Source organism: Streptomyces sp. NPDC047315, assembly GCF_040643215.1.
Classification (GTDB): Bacteria; Actinomycetota; Actinomycetes; order Streptomycetales; family Streptomycetaceae; genus Streptomyces.
This window is the reverse complement of record NZ_JBEYTZ010000003.1, coordinates 267,038-285,768: the sequence shown is the minus strand read 5'-3', so window position 1 is coordinate 285,768 and position 18,731 is coordinate 267,038. Positions and strand designations below refer to the sequence as shown.

Here is an 18,731-nt window from a genome sequence, read left to right as displayed (position 1 = left end):
TGAACCTCCATGCCCTCCCCCGTACCCGCCGCCCCCCGCAGCTCCCGCGCCGTGCGGCGGGGGCTGCGGGCCACCGCACTCGTCGGCGCACTGCTCGTCGGCGCACTGCTCGCCGGCGCGCTGGCGCTCGGCCGGGAGACCGCACCGCCCGACGACGCCCGACCGCCCGCCGACTCCCCCGAGTGCCGCGTGACGGACCTCCTGGTGCCGCCGTGCGGCGCCTGGTTCGGCGCCTATGTGCGGCACGACAAGCCGGACCTGGAGGAGAAGGTACTCGCGTACGAGAAGCGGCTGGGCCGCAAGCTGGACATCGTGTACGCGTACCACGACATGTCCACCGACGGGCTCGAAGGCCAACTCGTCACCGAGCAGGAGCGGAAGGTCGGCCGGGAGCGGATGCTGCTGCTGTCGTGGGAGAGCAAGTGGTGGGGCGGCACTGCCGAGCAGCAGCCGCGCTGGACGCAGATCTCCTCCGGCGCCCTGGACTCCACCGTGATCGACGTCCAGGCGCGGCGGATCAAGGAGTACGGCAGGAAGCTCTTCCTCTCCTTCGACCTGGAGATGGACACGCGGGTGCCCGCGTCCGGTACGCCGCAGGAGTTCGTCGCCGCCTGGCGCCACGTCCACGACCGGTTCCGGGAGCTGGGCGTCACCAACGTGGTGTGGACGTGGACGATCACCGGCTACCCGGGCAACAACGAGCTGTTCCCGAAGCTGTACCCGGGGGACGCGTACGTCGACTGGATCGCGTACGACCGCTACAACTACTACCGCTGCCACGACACCGAGTGGGAGAGCTTCGCGCGGACCCAGGAGGGTGTGCACGAGTGGGTCCGGCGGAACCTCTCCGCCGACAAGCCGCTGATGCTCGCCGAGTTCGGCTCCGCGGACGACCCGGACCGGCCCGAGCGGCAGGCCGAGTGGTACGAGGAGGTGCCGCGGGTGGTGAAGAAGTTGGACGGGGTGCACGCCGCCCTCCAGTGGAACTGGCGCGACCCCGGCCCGTACTGCGACCTCTCCCTCGCCCGGGAGTCGTCGTGGCGCGCCCTGCGCAAGGCGGTGGCGGACCCCTTCTTCCAGCAGAACCGGCCCTGGTGACCGCGGTCTTGGACCCGTGCGCGGCGTGATGGCATCACGGCATGGACCGTTCGGAGAAGAAGGCGCGACGGGTGCTCCTCGTCGCCTACGACGACGCGCAGATCCTCGACATCGCCTGCCCCAGCGGGGCGCTGGACATCGCCAACCGGTACGGCGCCGACCCTCCGTACGCCATCGAACTCGGCACCCTGGGGCGCCGGGCCGTGCGCAGCTCGACCGGGATCGTGCTCGGTGCGGGCCGGCGGCTGGAGGGCGTCACGGGTCGGCTCGACACGCTGATGGTGGTCGGCGGCGCGGGCTCGGAGGGCGCGGCGGCCGATCCGCTGCTGCTGGCCCAGGTGGTGCGGCTGGCGGAGCGCAGCCGGCGGGTGGCCTCCGTCTGCACCGGCGCCTCCGTGCTCGCCGCCGCCGGGCTGCTGGACGGCCGTCGGGCCACCACGCACTGGGGGTACGGGGAGGGGCTGGCGGCCCGGCACCCCGACGTCGCCGTCGACGTCGCGCCGCTGTACGTCAGGGACGGCAACGTCTACACCTCCGCCGGCGTCACCAGCGCCCTCGACCTCACGCTCTCGCTGATCGAGGAGGACCACGGCGCGTCACTGGCCCGGGCGGTGGCCCGGGAGCTGGTGACCCATCTGCACCGCCCCGCCGACCAGGCGCAGATCAGCGTGTACCTGTCGGCCCCGCCGTCCGGCAGCCGCGCGGTCGGCGACCTCATGGCGTACGTCGCCGGCCACCTCACCGCGGACCTCAGCCCGGGCGCGCTCGCGGCCCGCGCCGGGGTGAGCACCCGCCATCTGACCCGGCTGTTCGCGGCGCACGCGGGGACGACTCCGGCGCGGGCGGTGCGGGCCGCGCGGACGGAGGCCGCCGCGCACCTGGTGCGCTCGTCGCGGCTCTCCCTCGCCGCGGTCGCCCGGCGCTGCGGGTTCCGTTCGACGCAGACGCTGCGGCAGGCGTTCGTCGACCGCTACGGCACGAGCGGGGACACGATCCGCAGGATGCCGGACATGCCCGCGGCGAAGGCGCCGCCGGGTGTCGAGACTCCGGAGGCATGACGACGACACCAGCACCAGCACCTCGTCCGGCGGCCTCCCGTCGGACCCTGATCCGTACGACCGTGGGCGCGGGCGCAGGCGCGGCGCTCGCGGCCGTGGGCGCGCCGCGGGCGTCGGCCGCCGAACGCCCCGGGAAGCGGCGCACCTCGGGCCCCCGGGTGGGCATCGTGCTGTACGACGGCTACAGCCTGCTGGACCCGACGGGCCCGGCCGAGGTCCTGTCCCGGCTGCCCGGCGCCGACGTGACGATGGTCGCCGCGCGCCGGGGGCCGGTCCGCACCGACACCGGCGACGTCCGCGTGATGGCGGAACGGGCGCTGTCCGAGGTGGACCGGCTCGACGTGCTGGTGGTGCCCGGCGCGGGCAACCGGGGCACGGTCGCCGCCATGAACGACCGCGCGCTGCTCGACTTCATCCGCCGCATGCACCGCACCAGCCGCTTCACGACCTCGGTCTGCACGGGGAGCCTGGTGCTCGCGGCGGCCGGGCTGCTGGACGGGCGGGCGGCCACGACGTACTGGGCGTCCGCGCCGTACTTGGAGGCCACGTTCGACGTGACGTACCGGCCCGAGCGCTACGTCCGCTCCGGCCGGATCGTCACCGCCGCGGGGGTCTCCGCCGGTCTCGACATGTCCCTGTACCTGGCGTCCCTGCTCGCCGACGACACCACGGCGGAGGCGATCCAACTCGCCCTGGAGTACGACCCCCGGCCGCCCTTCGACGCGGGCAACGCGGCGGAGGCGGACGAGCAGCGCAAGGCGCTGGCACTGCGGTTGCTGGCGGACTCGCAGACGTAGCCGCCGTTTCCCTGCGGGGACGATGGTCTCTGCGACTTGGTGGTGGGCTTGTCGCGCAGTCCCGCGCGCCCCTGTGCGTCTGGACCTGGCCGCGGTTTCCCTGCGGGGCGTTGGTCTCTGCGGCCCGTCTGTGGCTGTTCGCGCAGTTCCCCCCTACGCCCAGGGGCCTGGGCCCAGCGCCCCAGACACCACCGCCGTAGCCATGCCAGGAGCATTGGTCTCTACCGGCCGGTGGTGGGCTTGTCGCGCAGTTCCCCGCGCCCCTGCTTCGCTGCCCCCGTCATTCGCCTGCGGGCTGGGGGTGGAGGTTTTTAGGGGCGCGGGGAACTGCGCGAACAGCCCACCACCGGGCCGCAGGTGACCGCCAAGGTGAGCAAACAGAGGCGCTGGGGGTGCCCCCCATGCCGCAGGGCACAGGGGCACAGGGGCACAGGGGCGCGGGGAACTGCGCGACAAGCCGCAGACGGGTCGCAGACGCCATCACCGCACAGCCATCGCGGCGCTGGCGCGCCCGCCCCGGCAACGGCTACCCGCAGGGGAGCGCGTGGTCAGCCCGCGAAGACCGGGCCCCTTACCGCGGCGCGGGCGCGGCGGTACCAGCGCCAGCCGACCGTTGGTAGGGAGTCGCGGTACGGCGCCGTGCGCGCGCCCCGGCCCGCCATCCACTGCGTCACGTCCGCCACCGTGTGCGTACGGCGCACGATCAGCCGGGCGATCCGGTACGACTCGTCCCGCTGGGAGCTGAGCGCGTGCCGCACCGCGACGGCGGAGGCGTACCCCGCGTCCAGCGCCGCCCGGCGCACCCGTCCGCTGTTGTAGCCGTGCGGATAGGCGAGGTGGGTCACCTCGTGCCCGAGGACGTCCTCCAGTACGTCCTTGGGTTCGCGCAGCTCCCGTGCCAGGGCGTGCCCGCCCAGGGTGTCCAGTTGGGCGTGGGTGACGGTGTGGGTGCCGATCTCCATGCCGCGCTGCTCCAACTGTGGCACCTGGGCGAGCGTCATCATCGGCGCGGGCGGCAGCAGGCTGCGCCGGCCGGGGGTGATCGCGCCGGTCGTCAGGTACGCGGTGGACGGCAGGGCCCGCTCGGCGAGCGCGTCGGCGGTGGGGCCGGGCAGGTCCGCGAAGCCGTCGTCGAAGGTGATCACCACCGGTCGCGGGGGCAGCGGCGCGCCGTGCGTCAGATGGGCGACGAGCGTGCTGATCGGCACCGCGGTGCGCCCGCTGGCCACGATCGCGTCGAGGTGCGCCGCGAAGTCCTTCGGGGTGACGCTGAACTCGGCGATCCAGGCCGGCGGGTCGTCCGTGACCCCGTGGTACAGCAGTACGGGCACGGGCTCGGGCGCGCCCCGGTCAGGTCGTTCCGTCACGGCTGCCGCCCCTCGCTCGGGGTGCGCCCCGCCGGCTCCCACGGCGGGCGCACCCCGCGGGCCTTGCGGCGCGCCCTGACGTATCCGACGGGGCCGGCGAGCATGCCGCGCCGCTCCAGCCGCGACAGCCGGCGGGGCCACGGGTGGTCCTGCGCGCCGTGCGCACCGGGCACGGCCGCGCCCGCCGAGTCCCGGTGCGCGGTGATGGCGCGCGCGTGGGCGAGGCCGCGCGGCAGCTTGCGCAGCAGCGCGGGGAGCAGGGCGGGCCGGCGCACCAACAGGGCGGTGAGGTACGCGGTGAGCCCGGCGCCGTATCCGTACGCCTGGTTCTCCAGGTCCCGCCAGGTCTCGCGGTGGTGGTGCCACACCAGGGCGTCGGGGCAGTAGCGCAGCCGGTGGCCGGCGGTGAGCACGCGCACGAACGCGTACAGGTCGTCGCCGCCGCGGGCGGGCGTGCCGGTGCCGGTGGCCGGGTCGAAGCCGCCGGCGGCGCGCAGGGCCGCGGCGCGGAAGGCCATGTTCGCGCCGGAGCCGAAGCTGCCCGCGGTGAAGGGGAACAGCGGCTCGTCGGCGGGCGGGTGGTGCGGGTCGTACGTCTTGGGCGCGAAGCCCTTCGCGAAGCCGCCGTGGCTCTCCAGCAGGATCTGGGCGGGCGTGCCGAGGCGGGCGGGCAGGATCAGGCCGGTGGTGCAGCCCAGGCCCGGGTCGGTGGCGAACGGCCGGGTCAGCGCGGTGAGCCAGTTCGGGTCGGCCACGACGTCGTCGTCGGTGAAGGCGACGACTTCGCCGTCCGCGGCGGCGACGCCCCTGTTGTGCGCGACGGCGAGGCCGGGCACGGGCTCGTGCACGTAGCGCACGCCCCGGTCGGCGTAGCTGCCGGCGATCAGGTCCCGGGTGGCGTCGGTGGCGGGGGCGTTGTCGACGACGACGACTTCGAAGTCCGGGTGGTCCTGGGCGAGCAGGGAGTCCAACGCGCGGGCGAGTTGGTCGGCGCGTTCGCGGGTGGCGACGACGACGCTGGTGCGCGGGGCGGAGGCGGGCGTCGCGTCGGCGGACGCGGGCGCGGGTCCCGGGGCGTGCTCGGCGGGGACTCCGGTACGGGCCAGCAGCGCCCGCGCCTCGGTGGCGACCGCGTCCGCGGCGCACTTGCCCGGTGGCACGCGGCACACGACGGTGCCGACCGGGCGGCCCCGCAGCCGCACCAGCGCGTAGACGTCGCCGCCCTCGATCGACGCGGCGGGCGGCAGGGCGGGGCCGAAGGACAGGACTTCGCCGTCGGGGCCGGCCAGGTCGAGTTGGGCGACCCGGAGCGGTGTGAGGGTCCCCGCGCGCCCCGCGGAGTCGGGGGGATTCGGCTGCTGCGTGCTCATGGATGCGTCTTCCTCGGTGCGTGTTCCGCGCTGGTGGTCGCGCGGTGCGGTGCGCGGTCCGCGCTGCTTGCGGGGCGGGGCCGTCTCTCCGGGAGGCCGGGCCCGCTCGGGCGTTCAGTGGCCGCGGAGTTTGGCCACGCGGATCAGCGCCTGCTGGGCGAATCCGGCCAGCCGGGGCCGGGACCGTACGTACCCGTGCGCCATGCGCGACGGCTCCCGGCTCAGCCACGACACCACCGCCCCCGGCCCCGGACGCGTCGCCGCGCCCGCGAAGACCCGCAGCGCACCGGTCTTGAACGCGTCCTTGTACACGGCGGGCCCCTGCCCCAGGTCGAAGGTGGTGATCCCGGCCGCGGCAGCCGCCTCGGCCATCCGCAGATGGAGCACCAGACCGGGCGAGTACCGGGCGAAGTCGGTGTCGTACGCCGGGAACCAGCAGGCGAGGACGGTCCGCGAGCGCAGTCCGAAGTGCGCGGAGACCGGCTGCCCGCCCGCGTACAGCACGGACAGCACCCCGGTGCAGTCCGGGTCGTCGCCCGCGTGCAGATCGCGCACGAGACCGGCGATCCAGTCGCTGGCGAACCGGTCGCCCCGGTTGGTGCGCCGGTACTGCGCCGACTTCCACTCCATCAGCGTGCGCAGCGCCGCCGGGTCCCGCTCGTCGAAGACGAACCGCACGTCGCCCACCCGTCGGCCCAGTCGGCGTTCCTTGGCGCGGGTGGACTTCAGGAACTTCGGGGAGCGGCGGAGCAGCTGGTCCTCGTACGTGGCGAATCCGTCGGCGAGGTCCATCACCGGTGATTCGAACTCCTCGGTGGCCGATCCGGCGAAAAGGGTTTGACCGTCTTCGAGGTTGTCGAATTCCCATGTGGTGAGCGCACATGCGGACAACAACTCGCGCGCGGTGATCTCGGCTTCGACGCCGGGCGCGAGAATCGCGCCCTGGCAGTCGGAGACGCCGAGGCCGATCGCCCGGCCCCGGCCGAGCGGACCGCGTTCGAAGGGGAAGAAGCCGACCGCTTCGCCGTCCCTCCACACAACCGCCACTCTTGCGGCGGGCCGGGCCCGGCCCGCGGCCAGGGTGAACTCGGGCTCCATGAAGGGGCTCGCGGCGCCGCCGGCCGCGGCGTGCGCCGCGCGCAGCGCGCGCCAGCGCTCGACCTCGGAACGGCCCAGCTCGGCGGGGGTCACGAGCTGGACCCGCACGCCCCGGACGGCGGCGCCGCCGTCGGGCGCGCCACTGGTGCGTACAAGGCTCATCGCAGACCCCCCGGTCCTCCCCGTGAATTCCCCGGGACAGGACGGTACCGGGCCATATGCCAACAGGATAGGCAGTCTCCGTCCGACTGTGTTGATGGTGTGGAGACTTGGGGAACACGTTACTTGCACCGCGGACCCGACCCCCTCCCCGGCCGACCAGCCGCCGAGGATCCGACTTCGCCAACTCATATTCGAACACGGTCAGTTGATCGTAGGATTACGGTGCGCTCCCGTCCCCCTGCGGGAGTCCGACGTGTCCGGGAAGGACTCTGTCTTCAGTGATCGTCGTTTCGAAAGTCGTGGTCGTCCCCGACGACCCGATCACCCTCCGCCGATTCCCACACGACCTCACACCCCGTTCGTCCGCCCTTTCGTCCGTGCGTTCATCCGTGCGTTCATCCGTCGTCTCGTTGTGTCCGTCCGCCGTCCTGCCGTCGACGACGGGACCGCACCGTGGGGACCCGGGGCCGTGCCCCGCAGCGGGGCGAACGGGGCGCAGATGGTGAGCCGGGCCGGCGCGCGGGCCGGCGCACCGCCACCGGCCCCGGTCCGGACGTCCCTGTGGTGGCCGCTCGCCACCCTCACCGCGGTGGCCGCCGCGGCCGTGTTCACCAGTCTCCACACCTCCGTCGAGCAGTGGCGGATAGCCGCGGGCGGCGGCGCCGCCGTCGCCGTGCTGACGTTCTCCTGGGCCCTGCTGCTCGCCCGACTGCTGCGCCTGCAACGGAGCAGGGTGGCCGCCCAGTTACGCACCGGCGAGGTGCGCGCCGCCGAGGTGACCCATCTGGCGTCCGTACGCCTCCCGGCGATAGTCGAGCGCAAACGCGCCGGCCAGGGCCTCGCCGACGTCCCCGGACCCCTCTCACCGGCCGCCGACACCGGTGAGGAGTTCGCGAGGGAGTTGGCCGAGGTCGTCGCCGCGCTCGGCTCGGACGAGGGCGCCCGCCGCGAGCGGGCCCTGCGCGACTCCGTGGAGGCCGCCTTCGAGTCCGTGGCCCGCCACATGCACGCCATGGCCACGGTGCAGCAGCAGGTGCTCGACGACGTCGAGCAGTCCATCGAGGACCCCCAGCTGATGGCGGGGGTCATGAAGGCCGACCACGCCGCGGCCCAGCTCACCCGCAAGGCGCAGACGCTGCTGGTGATGTGCGGGAGCTGGCCGGCACGCCGGGAGACCCGACCGGTGTCGCTGTACGACTGCGTGCGCGGCGCCCAGTCGCGGATCGTCGAGTTCGGCCGGGTGGAGATCCACGGCGGCCAGACGCAGTACGTGGTGCCGTCCGCCGTCGAGGGCCTGATGCACACGATCGCGGAGCTGTTGGAGAACGCGACCGTGTTCTCCCCCTCCCGCACGCAGGTCGTGGTCACCATCCGCGAGGTGGGCGCCGGGGCCGTCGTGGAGATCGACGACGCGGGCCTCGGCATGGCGCCGGACGTGCTGGAGCTGGCGACGGCCCGGCTGCGGGACGGCCTGGACGTGACGAACCTGGGCGCGGTGCCCCGGCTGGGGCTGGCGTGCGCGGGTCGTTGGATGCGGGAGCTGGGCTTCGGCGTGGAGCTGTCGACGGCTTCGGCGTACGGCGGCACGCGCGCGGTGACCTTCCTGCCGTACCGGTTGCTGACGGAGCCGTTCGCGCACTTCGCGGCGGCCGGCGAGGCGGTGCTGCCGCAGGCCCGGCCGGGTGCGTACGGGGTCACCGCTGCTGCTGGCGCCGGTGTGCGGGCCGGTGTGCGGTACGAGGAGCAGGCGTACGACGTGCCTGCACAGGCGTCATACGCACGCGCACAGGCTTCGCACGCGCAGACGTCCCACGCACAGGTGCCGGATGCGTACGCGTCGGAGGCGTACGGCACCCGGCCCGCTCAGGGCGTCGCGCCGCGGGAGGCGCTGCCGCGGCGGCGCAGCCGGCGGGGTGCGGCGGTGGAGGCGGCGGCGCAGCAGGCGTTGCAGCCCCAGCCCGTACCGGAGCCTTCGCCCGTGCCCGGTGCCGGTGCCGGGTGGACGCCGGAGGCCGCGCGGGCGTCGGTCGCCAACGTGGTGTCCGGCTCGCGCCGCGGGCGGGCGACCGTCGCCGACGCGCAGGCCCGGGCCCGTACCCCCGCCCAGATCCACACCCAGGCACAGACACAGGCCGAGGTCCACGTTCCCGCCCAGGCGCGGGGGCGGACGGTCCGCGCGCAGGCCCCGGCGTGGGCCCAGCCCCGGGAGCCCTGGGAGCCCCGGGAGCGGGTCCCGGGCCCCGCCCCCGTCCCCCTCACCGAAGCACACCCCACCGACCCCGACGTTTTCCGTGGAGGCAGACCGTGACCGGGACCCTTTCGACCCTTCCGGATCTCGGCTGGCTGCTCAGGCCGTTGATCGAGATCTCCGACGTGCGGCACGCCGTCGTCGTCTCGGAGGACGGCCTGCGGCTCGGGCACGCCTCCGCGAAGAACCTGTCGGGCCCGGTGCCCTCGCTGAGCGTGGGCGAGGCGGAGGCCCTGTCGGCGGCCTGTGCGGCGATGAACATGACCAGCCGTTCCACCACGTCCCTGCTGTTCGGCGCGGGCGCGGGGGTGCGCCAGTTGATGCTGGAGTCCGAGCACGGCTTCGTGCTGTTCACCCACGCCGGGGTCGGTGCGCACCTGGGGGTGGCGACCGGCACGGAAGCGGACATCGGCCTGGTGGCCCAGCAGATGCAACTGCTGGTGGTGAAAATCGGCGCACACCTGAGCAGTCAGCCCAGAGATCCCGTGTCCAACCCGTCATGACGGACCGTCCGGAGGAGCGGACGCACCGGGCGGTGCGGCCGTACGTGATCACCGGGGGCCGGGCGGGTGCCGGCGGCGAGCCGCTGCCCTGGGAGGCCCTGGTGGTGGCCACGGACGCCGCGTTTCCCGGGCAGCTCCAGCCGGAACACCACACGATCCTGCGACAGTGCCAGGGCCTGCTGTCGGTGGCCGAGGTGGCCGCACACCTCGGTCAGCCGCCGTCGGTGGTGCAGGTGCTGCTCTCGGACCTGGTGCACTGGGGCCTGGTGGCGGTGCGTCCCCCCATCCCGCCGGCCGACCGCACCGACGTGACCATGTTGAGAAAGGTCCTCGATGGGCTCGAACGCCGTCTTTGACGCCGGTCACCGGGAGACCCCCGGGGACGACCGGGCACGGCGACACGCCGCCCCGCCCGACCACCCACAGGGCGCAGCGACCCCCGCGCACTCGCACTCGTACGCTTCGAAGTACCTGGCCCCCACCGTCACGGGCTCGGCAAAGATCCTGGTCGTGGGCCCGTTCGGGGTGGGCAAGACCACGCTGATCGGCACGGTCTCGGAGATCAAGCCGCTGTCGACGGAGGAGGAACTGACGGAGGCGGGCGCGGCGGTGGACGGCGCCGCGGGTGCCGCCGGTGCCGCCGGTGCCGCGGGTGCCGCGGGTGCCGCGCCGGGCGGCCTTCCCAAGGTGACGACGACCGTCGGCCTGGACTTCGGCCGGATCACGATCAACGGCGTGCTCGCGCTCTACCTCTTCGGCACCCCGGGCCAGCAGCGCTTCCTGCCCACCTGGCGCGACCTCGCCAAGGGCGCGCTGGGCGCGCTCGCGCTCGTCGACGCGCGGGACCCGGAGTCCTCCTACGAGGCGCTGGACAACCTGGAGGACCTGGGCCTGCCGTTCGCGGTGGCGGTCAACCACTTCCCCGGCAGCCCCCACTACCCGGACGCGGAGTTGCGGGAGGCGCTGGACCTGCTGCCGGGAACGCCGCTGGTGAGCTGTGACGCGCGCGATACGCAGTCGTCCGTACGGGCGCTCATCGCACTGCTGCGGCATCTGATCGACGACCGCGCGGCAGGTGGGAGCCCCGAGTGAGCCACCCGCCGCCGCACGCCTACCCCTCGTCCCGGACCGGTACCGGTGGTGCGCGGCGCGCCGTCCCGCCCCTGCTGTACGGCCCCGAGTTGGACGGCGACGCCCTCCCCGCGTTCTACGAGGAGCTACGGCGCTCCCACGGCCCGGTGGCGCCCGTGACGATCGCGCCGGGGATAGCCGCGTGGCTCGTGCTCGGCCATCGCGAACTCCTCCGACTCACCCGCGACGAACAGGACTTCTCGCACGACCCGCGCCGCTGGACCCCGTTCCGCGAGGGCCGGGTGCCGCCCGAGTCCCCGATCATGCCGACGGTGGGCTGGCGCCCGGCGCTGCTGTACGCGGACGGCCAACTGCACCGCCGGATGCGCACGGCGGTCTCCGACGCGCTCGCCCGCATCGACGGCCACCAACTGCGGCGCGACGTACGGGCCGCCGCGGAGGCCCTGATCGTCTCCTTCGCCTCCCGCGGCGAGGCGGACCTGGTGGCGCACTACGCCCGCCGGCTGCCGTCCCTGGTCATCATCCAGCTCCTGGGCCTCGACGATTGCACCGGCCAGCAGTTGGTGCACGCGATCACGGGCGTGGTCGCCGCGAACGCGGACTCGGTGAACGCCAGCAAGCGGATGAACGCCATCCTGCTCTCCCTCATCGACACCAAGCGCCGCACCCCCGGCTGCGACCTCACCTCGGCGCTGCTGCACCACCCGGCGGGCCTCTCCAACGACGAGGTGCTGCACAACCTGGTCGTCATGTTCACCATGGGCAACGGCACCACGGTCGACTGGATCGCCACCACCCTGCGCGTGCTGCTGTGCGACCCGGCCTTCCGCTCCTCCCTGACGGGCGGCCACCTCACCGTCGACGACGCCCTGGACCTGGTCCTGTGGCGCCACCCCCCGACCCAGAACGTCCCGGCCCGCTACGCCACCCGCGACCTGACCCTCGCCGGCCGCCGCATCGGCGCCGGCGACATGCTCCTCCTCGGCATCGCCGCCGCCAACCAGGACCCGGAAGCCCTCCCCCCGAACGGCTGCCCCGTCATCGGCAACCGCGCCCACCTGGCCTTCGGCGCGGGCCCCCACACCTGCCCGGCCCAGGACCCGGCCCGCCTGATCGCCCGCACGGCGGTGGACACCATCTGCCACCACCTCCCGGACCTACGGCTCTCGGTCCCGGAGTCGGCGCTGGCCTGGGTCAAGTCCCCGTGGACGAAGAGCCTGGCGGCGCTACCGGTACGTTTCCGGCCACGGTGACCACCCTCCGATCCGACTGCTCCCAGCCAATGGTTAGGGTCGTCAACCCGCAAGAGCAGTCCGGAGGGTGGGGGATGAGTTCCGGAACGGATCCCGGTTTTGCCGAGGAATGGCGCCAGTTGAAGGAACGGGCGCTGGCCCGACGTGCCGCGATGACCCCGTCCGACGCATCCGAGACGTCCGGCACGTCCGGCACGTCCAGTGCGTCCGGCACGTCCGGCACAGCGGTGGCTTCGCCGGTCTCAGCGGACGTCGAGAGCCCCCTGGAGCAGGCCCGGGCCCGACTCGTGGCCTTCCGCAGCCGCCCTGTCCTGGTCCCGCTGGACGACGGTGACGGCCTGCTGACCGTCCCTTTCGGCGGTCTCGACTGGATCTGCGCGTTCACGGACGAGGACGCCCTGGCCCGGTTCGCGCACGCCCGCGACGAAGCCGGGCGGGAATGGACCTATCGAAGGGTCACCGGGGCCCTGCTGTTGGACGAGGTGGTGCCCGTCGCGGGCTTCCCGTGCGGGGTGGCACTGGACTCGGCCGGGCCGGACCCGGTCATGTACCCGCCCCTGCGCGGGATCGTTCCCGACCGGGTAGCCCTGGACGGGGGCGACATTCGGCCAACGGGCCCACTGAACATCTGACGGCAAATGGGGGGACATGAGCAACGGTGACGGCGATCTCGCCGCCTCGGAGGCGGCCATCGCACAGATCACGGGTGGCATCACCAAGGCCCTGGCCGAGCTACGGGAACTCGGCATGGTGGGCACCGCGAGCGCGGGACGGGGCTTCGCGGACATCGCGCTGTCGGGCCTGCAGACCGGCCACGACGGGCTGACGTCCGCCTTCGACACGTACTGCGAACGCTGGGAGTGGGGCGTACGCAAACTGATCGGCGACGCCAACGAGTTCGCCCAGGACGTCGGCCTCGCCGCGGGAGCCCAGTTCGAGACTGACCAGTACGTCCAGGGGAGCTTCAAGGTCCTGGTGAACGCGGGCATGGGCAACCCCTACGCGTCGGAGGAGGAGGTGATCGCCAAGGACTGGGGCGAGGTGCTGTCCAGCAACCCCTACACCCACTTCCGGGACGCCGACTACAGCAGCGAGTCCTTCGAGCGCGCCGACGAGGCGTCGAAGCAGGCGTGGCAACAGACGCTCCGGGACGTCAACGAGTCCAACACCGCGCTCGCCCCCCGTCTCGTCGACGCGGTGGGTCTGGGCGACGAGGTGGACGGCTTCGTCGACCGCGTGGCTCCGCCCCAGCCCTCCGCGCCGGAGAAGGAGGGCGAACGCTGATGGTCGATCTCGGCGATCTCGCCAACAAGGGCTTGGGCAAGCTGGAGGACGGCCTGGACGCCGGCAAGAAGGCCGTCGGCGAAGGCATCGACTGGACCACCGACCGCATCGGCGACGGCTTGGAGTACGTCGGAGCCGAGGGAGTCGCCGACGACGTCGAGGACTGGGGTGACGGCGTCGCCTCCGGTCTCGGGGCCTCCATCAGAGAGCAGCGCCTGGGAGAGACGGAGCAGGCGAACGAACTGGTCCACGGCTCGCCCTCAGCGATCAGGGCGTCGGCGAAGCACCTGGCCGACTTCCAGTCGGCGTTCGACAGCGTCGGCGAGGGCATGAAGGCGCTGAGTTCGGAGAGCTGGCGGGGACAGGCGGCGGATGCCTTCCGCGCGAAGTTCGCGATGCACCCGGCACAGTGGTTGAGGGCGGCCGACTCCTTCGAAGCCGCCGGTAAGGCACTCGCCCGGTACGCGGACACCGTGACCTGGGCGCAGGAGCAGGCCCAGCAGGCGATCGACCTCTACAAAGCGGGGCGTCAGGCGTCCCGTGACGCGGCGAAGGCGCACAACAACAAGGTGGACGCCTACCGGACGGCCGTCTCGTCGGGAGGTGACCCCGGCCCGGCGCCGGAGCCGTTCTCCGACCCCGGACTCGCTCAGCGCAAGCAGGCGCAGGACGTCCTCACGGAGGCCCGCCGCCAACGCAACGCGGTGGCCGCCACGGTCCAGGAAGCCGTCGCAGCCGCGACCCGCCACGCCCCGGCCGAGCCTCCCCCGCTGGACCGCGCCCTGGCGAACCTCTCCGACACGCGCACGGCAGTCAACACCGAGCTGGCCCACGTCGGTGGCGGCGTGATCAAGGGCACCGCCGGCATGCTGAACTTCGCCCGCGGCCTCAACCCGCTGGACTTCTACAACCTCTCGCACCCGGCGGAGTACAGGCAGAACCTCAATCTGACGGCCGCGGGCATCATCTCGACGGCGGCGAACCCGGAACGCATCCCGGGGGCGCTGATCGCCCCGTTCAAGGACGACTTCAGCGAGGGCTTCGGCCGCCTGCTGCCCGAGCTGCTGGGCACGAAGGGCGCGGGCGCGGCCCGCAAGGGCACACAGGTGGCGGGCAAGCCGGGAACCCCGCCGAACGTTCCGGAGAACAAATGGGCCTCCCTCGCGCGCAAGACGAAGGAGGTGAAGGAACCGTCCATCCACGCGGATTCGGTCTCTCCCGAGGAGGCACAGAAGTTCCTGGACGACCGGTATCCGTGGCTCAAGGACGTGAACAACACGGGGCATCCCGGCTATGTCGACAACTGCTCCTACAATGTCGTCACGGTCGACAAGCGTCTCGACGGCATCGAAGTCGGAGCTGCACGTAGGGACGAAGCAGGGCACGTCCCCCTCAAGGAGTTGGGGGTCGATTGGGACGCGTACAAGCCTGTTGACAGCTACGACGACATCATCAGCAGTCTGAAGGAGCGCGGGGACGGCTCACGGAGCATCGTGCACATCGAGCGACCAGACGGCACTGCCCATGTGTTCAACGCGGTCAAGACACCGGACGGCGTCGTGTTCCTGGACGGGCAGAGCGGGACGCTGGCCGTGCTGGAGCGCGGGACCACACAAATCTGGCACGTCCCCTATCGATAGGTAAGGCGAAATTCTTCCCATGCTCACCAAAGAACAAGCCATTGAGGCTGCTCGGGCCCATATCGAACAGGTCTACGCCCAAAGGTCGCCCGACGAGCCGCCGTGGACCTTGGTCGTTCTCCCCGACAAGTCCTATGCCTACTGTGCGGGCTGGATCATCTGGTACGACTCCGAGGAACGACTCAAAAGCGGACGGCCGTGGGACGGTCCCTTCACGAAGGTCCTCATCGTGCCCAGCGACGGCTCCACCCCCTACGGTCCGCCGACGAACGCCTCAGTCGAGGAGTTCCAGAAGTTCCGCGACACCGGCGTGTGGCCGCCCCACCTGCGGGCGTCGTCATGATCGCCACCCCCGTGGACGTCGCCCAGCACTGGCTCCAGCACACCTACCACGGGCTCGTCGAGCTCGCCGTCCCCCAACCCGTGGCGCAGGACGCACACACCTGGCTCTTCTCCTGCCGGGCCGTCGCCGCGCCCGGGTATCCGCAGACGCCGATGCTCGCTGCGTCCGTGGTCGTGCCCAAGGACGGGAGTCCGCCCTTCCACCCCGCCGCGGACGACCCGTTCGCCGACGCCTCCGCGTACCCCCGTACGCCCCCGGAGCAACGCACTCCCCAGGCGCGGGCGCGGCGGTTGAACGCCCGTGGGTGCGTCGTCACGTCGGCCGCGCAGATCGCCGGAGGGGCAGCGTCCTCTCCCCTGCCGTGGCAGCCGGCGCACGAGGCCCCCGGGTGGTGGGAGCTGCTGCTCCGCCGCTACTTCCCGACCGCGGAGCAACTGCGCTGCCGCACCTGGGACGAGGTCGTCCGGCACGTCAAGGAGACCGGTCCGGGTACGCACGGCGTGGTGTGGGTGCGCCGTGCCGTCGGCGGTGCGGAAGCCAGTGGACACCTGATGAACGTCCTCAACGACGGCGGTGACGCCGTGTTCCTGGACGGCATGAAGGGCGGCCTCGGCCGTCTGGACACGACCGGCGTGGTCGAACTCGTCCTCGCCCGGGTCAGCGGTTCCGCGCCGGCGACCGCCGGCGACCTCGACACCGCGCGCCGCAAGGCGGAGGCGTGGCTTCGCGGGGCGTATCAGGAGCCCGTGGAGCTGGTCGCGCCGAACCCCGGTGACGAGACCGCCCGCGGCTGGCTGTTCGCCATCCAGACGACCGCGCATCGACGCGGGGGCGACTGGCGGGACGCGATGGTCGACGCGTCCCTCGTCGTCCCGAAGGACGCCGAGCCGCCCTTCCTCCTCCCGAACTCGGATCCATGGGCCCGCTTCGCCGCGTGGGACCGCGGGGAGCCCGTGGGCCCCACGCCCGCGCCGGGTCCGGCGGCCTGGTTCGCCCCCACGGTGCGGCAGCTCGGCCAGGTGCTGTCCGTCACCGACCACACGACGATCAGCCAGGCAGTGGGCGCACTGCATGCGCTTCCGCCCGGGGCGCGGGCGTTGGTGTGGGTCCTACGGGCGGACGGCCAGGGTCGTTCGGCGACCGGGCTCCTGCTCACCGGATTCCACTCGCCGCAGGGCGTCGTGGGCCTGGTCGACGGCTCGGCCCGGGAGTTCACCGGGGTCGACGGGCTGCGGGAGTGCGGGGTCCGAGTCATCCGTTACCGGTGAGGTCCCGCGGGGACTCCGTCGCCCCGCCGTCGCGCAGCGCCGCCAGCACCCTCGCCCGCAGCAGCTCGTACTCCTCGTGGCGGCGCGGCAGCCGGCCCGGCGGGCGGTGGACCGTGCGGCCGGGGGTGACTATCTGGCCCTGGCGGAACTGTTCGCGCGTGAGGTCGACCTCGGTGCCGTCGGGGAGGCGGTTCCACCAGTGGTAGCCGTGGTCCGAGCCGTCGAGGGTGACCTCGCCGAGGACGAGGTCACCGCCGAGCAGGTCGTGGACGACGAGCGCGGTGACGTCGCACTGGCCCCACGCGGGGTTGGCGGCCGTCCACCGTGATCGCTCGACGTCGTCCGGGGAGCAGGTGTCCGCGGACCAGCTGACGCGCAGGGCCCGTTCGATGTCGCTGAGGTGCCAGGTCCGGTCGTCGGTCGTCATACGGACCACGGTGGCAGACGGCACTGACAGGCGCCGGGCGCCGACGACGCAGCGCCGGGGGAATAGGCGCGCGCCCGGCTCCGTTGCCACCGGGCATGACGACGAACGCGCCGCGGCCCGAGGTCCTGCGATACACCGCTTTCTCCAGCGACCCGGGCGGTGGGAACCCCGCCGGGGTGGTGTTGGACGCGGCCGGGCTGGGCGACGGGGACATGCTGGGCATCGCCGCCGAGCTGGGGTATTCGGAGACCGCGTTCCTGACCGCGGGCCCGAAGGAGCGGGCGTACGGCATCCGGTACTTCAGTCCCAAGGCCGAGGTGCCGTTCTGCGGGCACGCCACCATCGCGACCGCCGTCGCGCTCGCCGAGCGGATCGGGCCCGGGGAGCTGGTGTTCGCGACGCGCGCCGGCACCGTGCCGGTGGAGGTGGAAGTGGAGTCGGCGGAGGGGGAGGAGGACAGGGCGGTCAGGGCCACGCTCACCAGCGTCGAGCCGCACGTCGCGGAGATCGCCGACGGCGACGTGGCGGAGGCGCTGGCCGCGCTGGGTTGGCCGGCCGGCGATCTCGACCCCGCGTTCGCGCCCCGCGTCGCGTTCGCCGGCGCCCGGCACCTCGTGCTCGCGGCGGCGACGCGGGCCCGTCTCGCGGATCTCGCGTACGACTTCGCGCGTCTCGAAGCGCTGATGCACCGCTTGGACCTGACCACCCTCCAGTTGGTGTGGCGGGAGTCGGCCACGGTCTTCCACGTCCGTGACCCGTTCCCCGTCGGCGGCGTCGTGGAGGACCCGGCGACCGGCGCCGCAGCCGCCGCGTTCGGTGCGTACGCCCGCGAGCTCGGCCTCGTCCCGCCGGACGCCGTCCTCACCCTGCACCAGGGCGAGGACCTGGGGCGCCCGGGCGAGCTGACGGTGACGCTGCGCGCGGGCGACCCGCGCGTGCGCGTCAGCGGTACGGGGGCGCGCATCGGCTGAGGCCGGGCCAGGCCCGGCGCGGCGCGGCGCGGCTACCGGGCGCCGAGCTTGCCCCGCTTGAGTTGGAGCACCTCGTCCGAGGCGTCCGCGACGTCCCGGGAGTGGGTCACCACCACCACGCACTTGCCCTCGTCGTGCGCCAGCTTCTGGAAGACGGCGACGATGCCGGCCGCCGTCTCGTGGTCGAGGCTGCCGGTGGGCTCGTCGGCGAAGAGGACGTCGACCTCGCAGGCCAGCGCGCGGGCGATGGCGACGCGCTGCTGCTGGCCGCCGGAGAGTTGCAGGGTGCGGCGGTCGCGGTCGGCGGGGTCCACCCCGAGCAGGTCGAGGAGTTCGGCCGCGCGCCGCTTCTTGCCGCCCTGCCGCACCCCGGTGATCTCCATGGCGGAGGTGATGTTCTGGACGGCCGTCATGTACGTGAGCAGGTTCAGCGACTGGAAGACGGTGGCGACGTGCTGGTTGCGGTAGCGGCCGAGACCGAGCTCCGCGACGTCCCGGCCGCGGAAGCGGACGGTGCCGGACGTCGGTGAGTCCAGGCCGCTGGCCAGGGAGAGCAGGGTGGTCTTGCCGCTGCCGGAGGGGCCGATGACGGCGTACATGCGGCCCGGTTCGAAGGCGTAGCTGACGCCCTTGAGCACGGTGCGCTTGCGGTTGCCGCTCTGGTAGGTGCGGGTCACGTCGACGAGTTCGAGCACCGGCGCCAAGGCCGGGGCCTGGGCCTGGGCCGGGACCTGCGGGTCGGAAGTCATGGG

The 18,731-nt window shown here is 73.1% G+C and carries 19 protein-coding genes; 14 read left to right on the top strand and 5 right to left on the bottom strand.

Annotated features, from left to right (window positions below):
• Positions 1 to 9 precede the first annotated feature (9 nt).
• The 3 genes from ABZ842_RS04865 to ABZ842_RS04855 are packed head-to-tail and all read left to right on the top strand — an operon-like array spanning position 10 to position 2,953.
• A complete protein-coding gene (locus ABZ842_RS04865) occupies positions 10 to 1,098 on the top strand; it encodes a glycosyl hydrolase (protein WP_361531640.1) in 1,089 nt (362 codons plus the stop codon).
• Positions 1,099 to 1,139: 41 nt separating this feature from the next.
• Complete coding sequence (locus tag ABZ842_RS04860) at positions 1,140 to 2,156, top strand: DJ-1/PfpI family protein (RefSeq protein ID WP_361531637.1); 1,017 nt, start codon at positions 1,140 to 1,142, stop codon at positions 2,154 to 2,156.
• Positions 2,153 to 2,953: a DJ-1/PfpI family protein gene (locus ABZ842_RS04855; RefSeq protein ID WP_361531634.1), complete on the top strand. Its 801-nt coding sequence runs from the start codon at positions 2,153 to 2,155 to the stop codon at positions 2,951 to 2,953. Before ABZ842_RS04860 ends, ABZ842_RS04855 begins: the two co-directional genes overlap by 4 nt.
• A gap of 548 nt (positions 2,954 to 3,501) precedes the next feature.
• Here the strand turns inward: ABZ842_RS04855 and ABZ842_RS04850 are convergent.
• The 3 genes from ABZ842_RS04850 to ABZ842_RS04840 all read right to left on the bottom strand — a co-directional run bounded on the left by ABZ842_RS04850 (position 3,502) and on the right by ABZ842_RS04840 (position 6,950).
• Positions 3,502 to 4,320 (bottom strand): polysaccharide deacetylase family protein, encoded by an 819-nt coding sequence (locus ABZ842_RS04850; protein WP_361531631.1) that lies wholly within the window; start codon positions 4,318 to 4,320, stop codon positions 3,502 to 3,504.
• Positions 4,317 to 5,690, bottom strand: a complete 1,374-nt coding sequence (locus ABZ842_RS04845; protein ID WP_361531628.1) for a glycosyltransferase — start codon at positions 5,688 to 5,690, stop codon at positions 4,317 to 4,319. Before ABZ842_RS04845 ends, ABZ842_RS04850 begins: the two co-directional genes overlap by 4 nt.
• 114 nt (positions 5,691 to 5,804) lie before the next feature.
• The gene (locus ABZ842_RS04840) at positions 5,805 to 6,950 is read right to left on the bottom strand and encodes a GNAT family N-acetyltransferase (RefSeq protein ID WP_361531625.1); all 1,146 of its coding nucleotides are present in this window, start codon (positions 6,948 to 6,950) and stop codon (positions 5,805 to 5,807) included.
• 469 nt (positions 6,951 to 7,419) lie between these two features.
• Between ABZ842_RS04840 and ABZ842_RS04835 the strand changes: the two genes are divergently transcribed.
• The 10 genes from ABZ842_RS04835 to ABZ842_RS04790 all read left to right on the top strand — a co-directional run bounded on the left by ABZ842_RS04835 (position 7,420) and on the right by ABZ842_RS04790 (position 16,581).
• Positions 7,420 to 9,258, top strand: coding sequence for an ATP-binding protein (locus ABZ842_RS04835; RefSeq protein ID WP_361531622.1), 1,839 nt, complete (start codon positions 7,420 to 7,422; stop codon positions 9,256 to 9,258).
• Positions 9,255 to 9,701 carry a roadblock/LC7 domain-containing protein gene (locus tag ABZ842_RS04830; protein ID WP_361531619.1) on the top strand — a complete coding sequence of 149 codons (447 nt, stop codon included), beginning with the start codon at positions 9,255 to 9,257 and terminating at the stop codon, positions 9,699 to 9,701. Before ABZ842_RS04835 ends, ABZ842_RS04830 begins: the two co-directional genes overlap by 4 nt.
• Positions 9,698 to 10,057: a DUF742 domain-containing protein gene (locus tag ABZ842_RS04825; RefSeq protein WP_361531616.1), complete on the top strand. Its 360-nt coding sequence runs from the start codon at positions 9,698 to 9,700 to the stop codon at positions 10,055 to 10,057. Before ABZ842_RS04830 ends, ABZ842_RS04825 begins: the two co-directional genes overlap by 4 nt.
• Entirely contained in the window at positions 10,035 to 10,793 is a 759-nt protein-coding gene (locus tag ABZ842_RS04820) for an ATP/GTP-binding protein (protein ID WP_361531613.1), read from the top strand. The genes ABZ842_RS04825 and ABZ842_RS04820 overlap by 23 nt, the downstream gene beginning before the upstream one ends.
• On the top strand, positions 10,790 to 12,046 hold the full coding sequence (locus ABZ842_RS04815; RefSeq protein ID WP_361531610.1) for a cytochrome P450: 1,257 nt from the start codon (positions 10,790 to 10,792) through the stop codon (positions 12,044 to 12,046). Before ABZ842_RS04820 ends, ABZ842_RS04815 begins: the two co-directional genes overlap by 4 nt.
• A 74-nt stretch (positions 12,047 to 12,120) precedes the next feature.
• Positions 12,121 to 12,678, top strand: a complete 558-nt coding sequence (locus tag ABZ842_RS04810) for a hypothetical protein (protein WP_361531607.1) — start codon at positions 12,121 to 12,123, stop codon at positions 12,676 to 12,678.
• 16 nt (positions 12,679 to 12,694) lie between these two features.
• A complete protein-coding gene (locus ABZ842_RS04805; protein WP_361531604.1) occupies positions 12,695 to 13,330 on the top strand; it encodes a hypothetical protein in 636 nt (211 codons plus the stop codon).
• Positions 13,330 to 14,970, top strand: coding sequence for a putative T7SS-secreted protein (locus ABZ842_RS04800; RefSeq protein ID WP_361531601.1), 1,641 nt, complete (start codon positions 13,330 to 13,332; stop codon positions 14,968 to 14,970). Before ABZ842_RS04805 ends, ABZ842_RS04800 begins: the two co-directional genes overlap by 1 nt.
• Positions 14,971 to 14,989: 19 nt before the next feature.
• Complete coding sequence (locus ABZ842_RS04795; RefSeq protein WP_361531598.1) at positions 14,990 to 15,313, top strand: hypothetical protein; 324 nt, start codon at positions 14,990 to 14,992, stop codon at positions 15,311 to 15,313.
• On the top strand, positions 15,310 to 16,581 hold the full coding sequence (locus tag ABZ842_RS04790) for a YrhB domain-containing protein (RefSeq protein ID WP_361531595.1): 1,272 nt from the start codon (positions 15,310 to 15,312) through the stop codon (positions 16,579 to 16,581). The genes ABZ842_RS04795 and ABZ842_RS04790 overlap by 4 nt, the downstream gene beginning before the upstream one ends.
• On the opposite strand, the gene ABZ842_RS04785 is transcribed toward ABZ842_RS04790, so the two are convergent.
• Positions 16,565 to 17,008, bottom strand: a complete 444-nt coding sequence (locus ABZ842_RS04785; protein ID WP_361531592.1) for a hypothetical protein — start codon at positions 17,006 to 17,008, stop codon at positions 16,565 to 16,567. The two genes, ABZ842_RS04790 and ABZ842_RS04785, sit on opposite strands and share 17 nt — an antisense overlap.
• 95 nt (positions 17,009 to 17,103) lie before the next feature.
• On the opposite strand from ABZ842_RS04785, the gene ABZ842_RS04780 reads away from it, so the two are divergent.
• Positions 17,104 to 17,979 carry a PhzF family phenazine biosynthesis isomerase gene (locus tag ABZ842_RS04780; protein WP_361531589.1) on the top strand — a complete coding sequence of 292 codons (876 nt, stop codon included), beginning with the start codon at positions 17,104 to 17,106 and terminating at the stop codon, positions 17,977 to 17,979.
• Positions 17,980 to 18,011: 32 nt separating this feature from the next.
• Here ABZ842_RS04780 and ABZ842_RS04775 read toward each other — a convergent pair whose 3' ends face one another.
• On the bottom strand, positions 18,012 to 18,728 hold the full coding sequence (locus ABZ842_RS04775; RefSeq protein ID WP_361531586.1) for an ABC transporter ATP-binding protein: 717 nt from the start codon (positions 18,726 to 18,728) through the stop codon (positions 18,012 to 18,014).
• Positions 18,729 to 18,731: the final 3 nt, after the last annotated feature.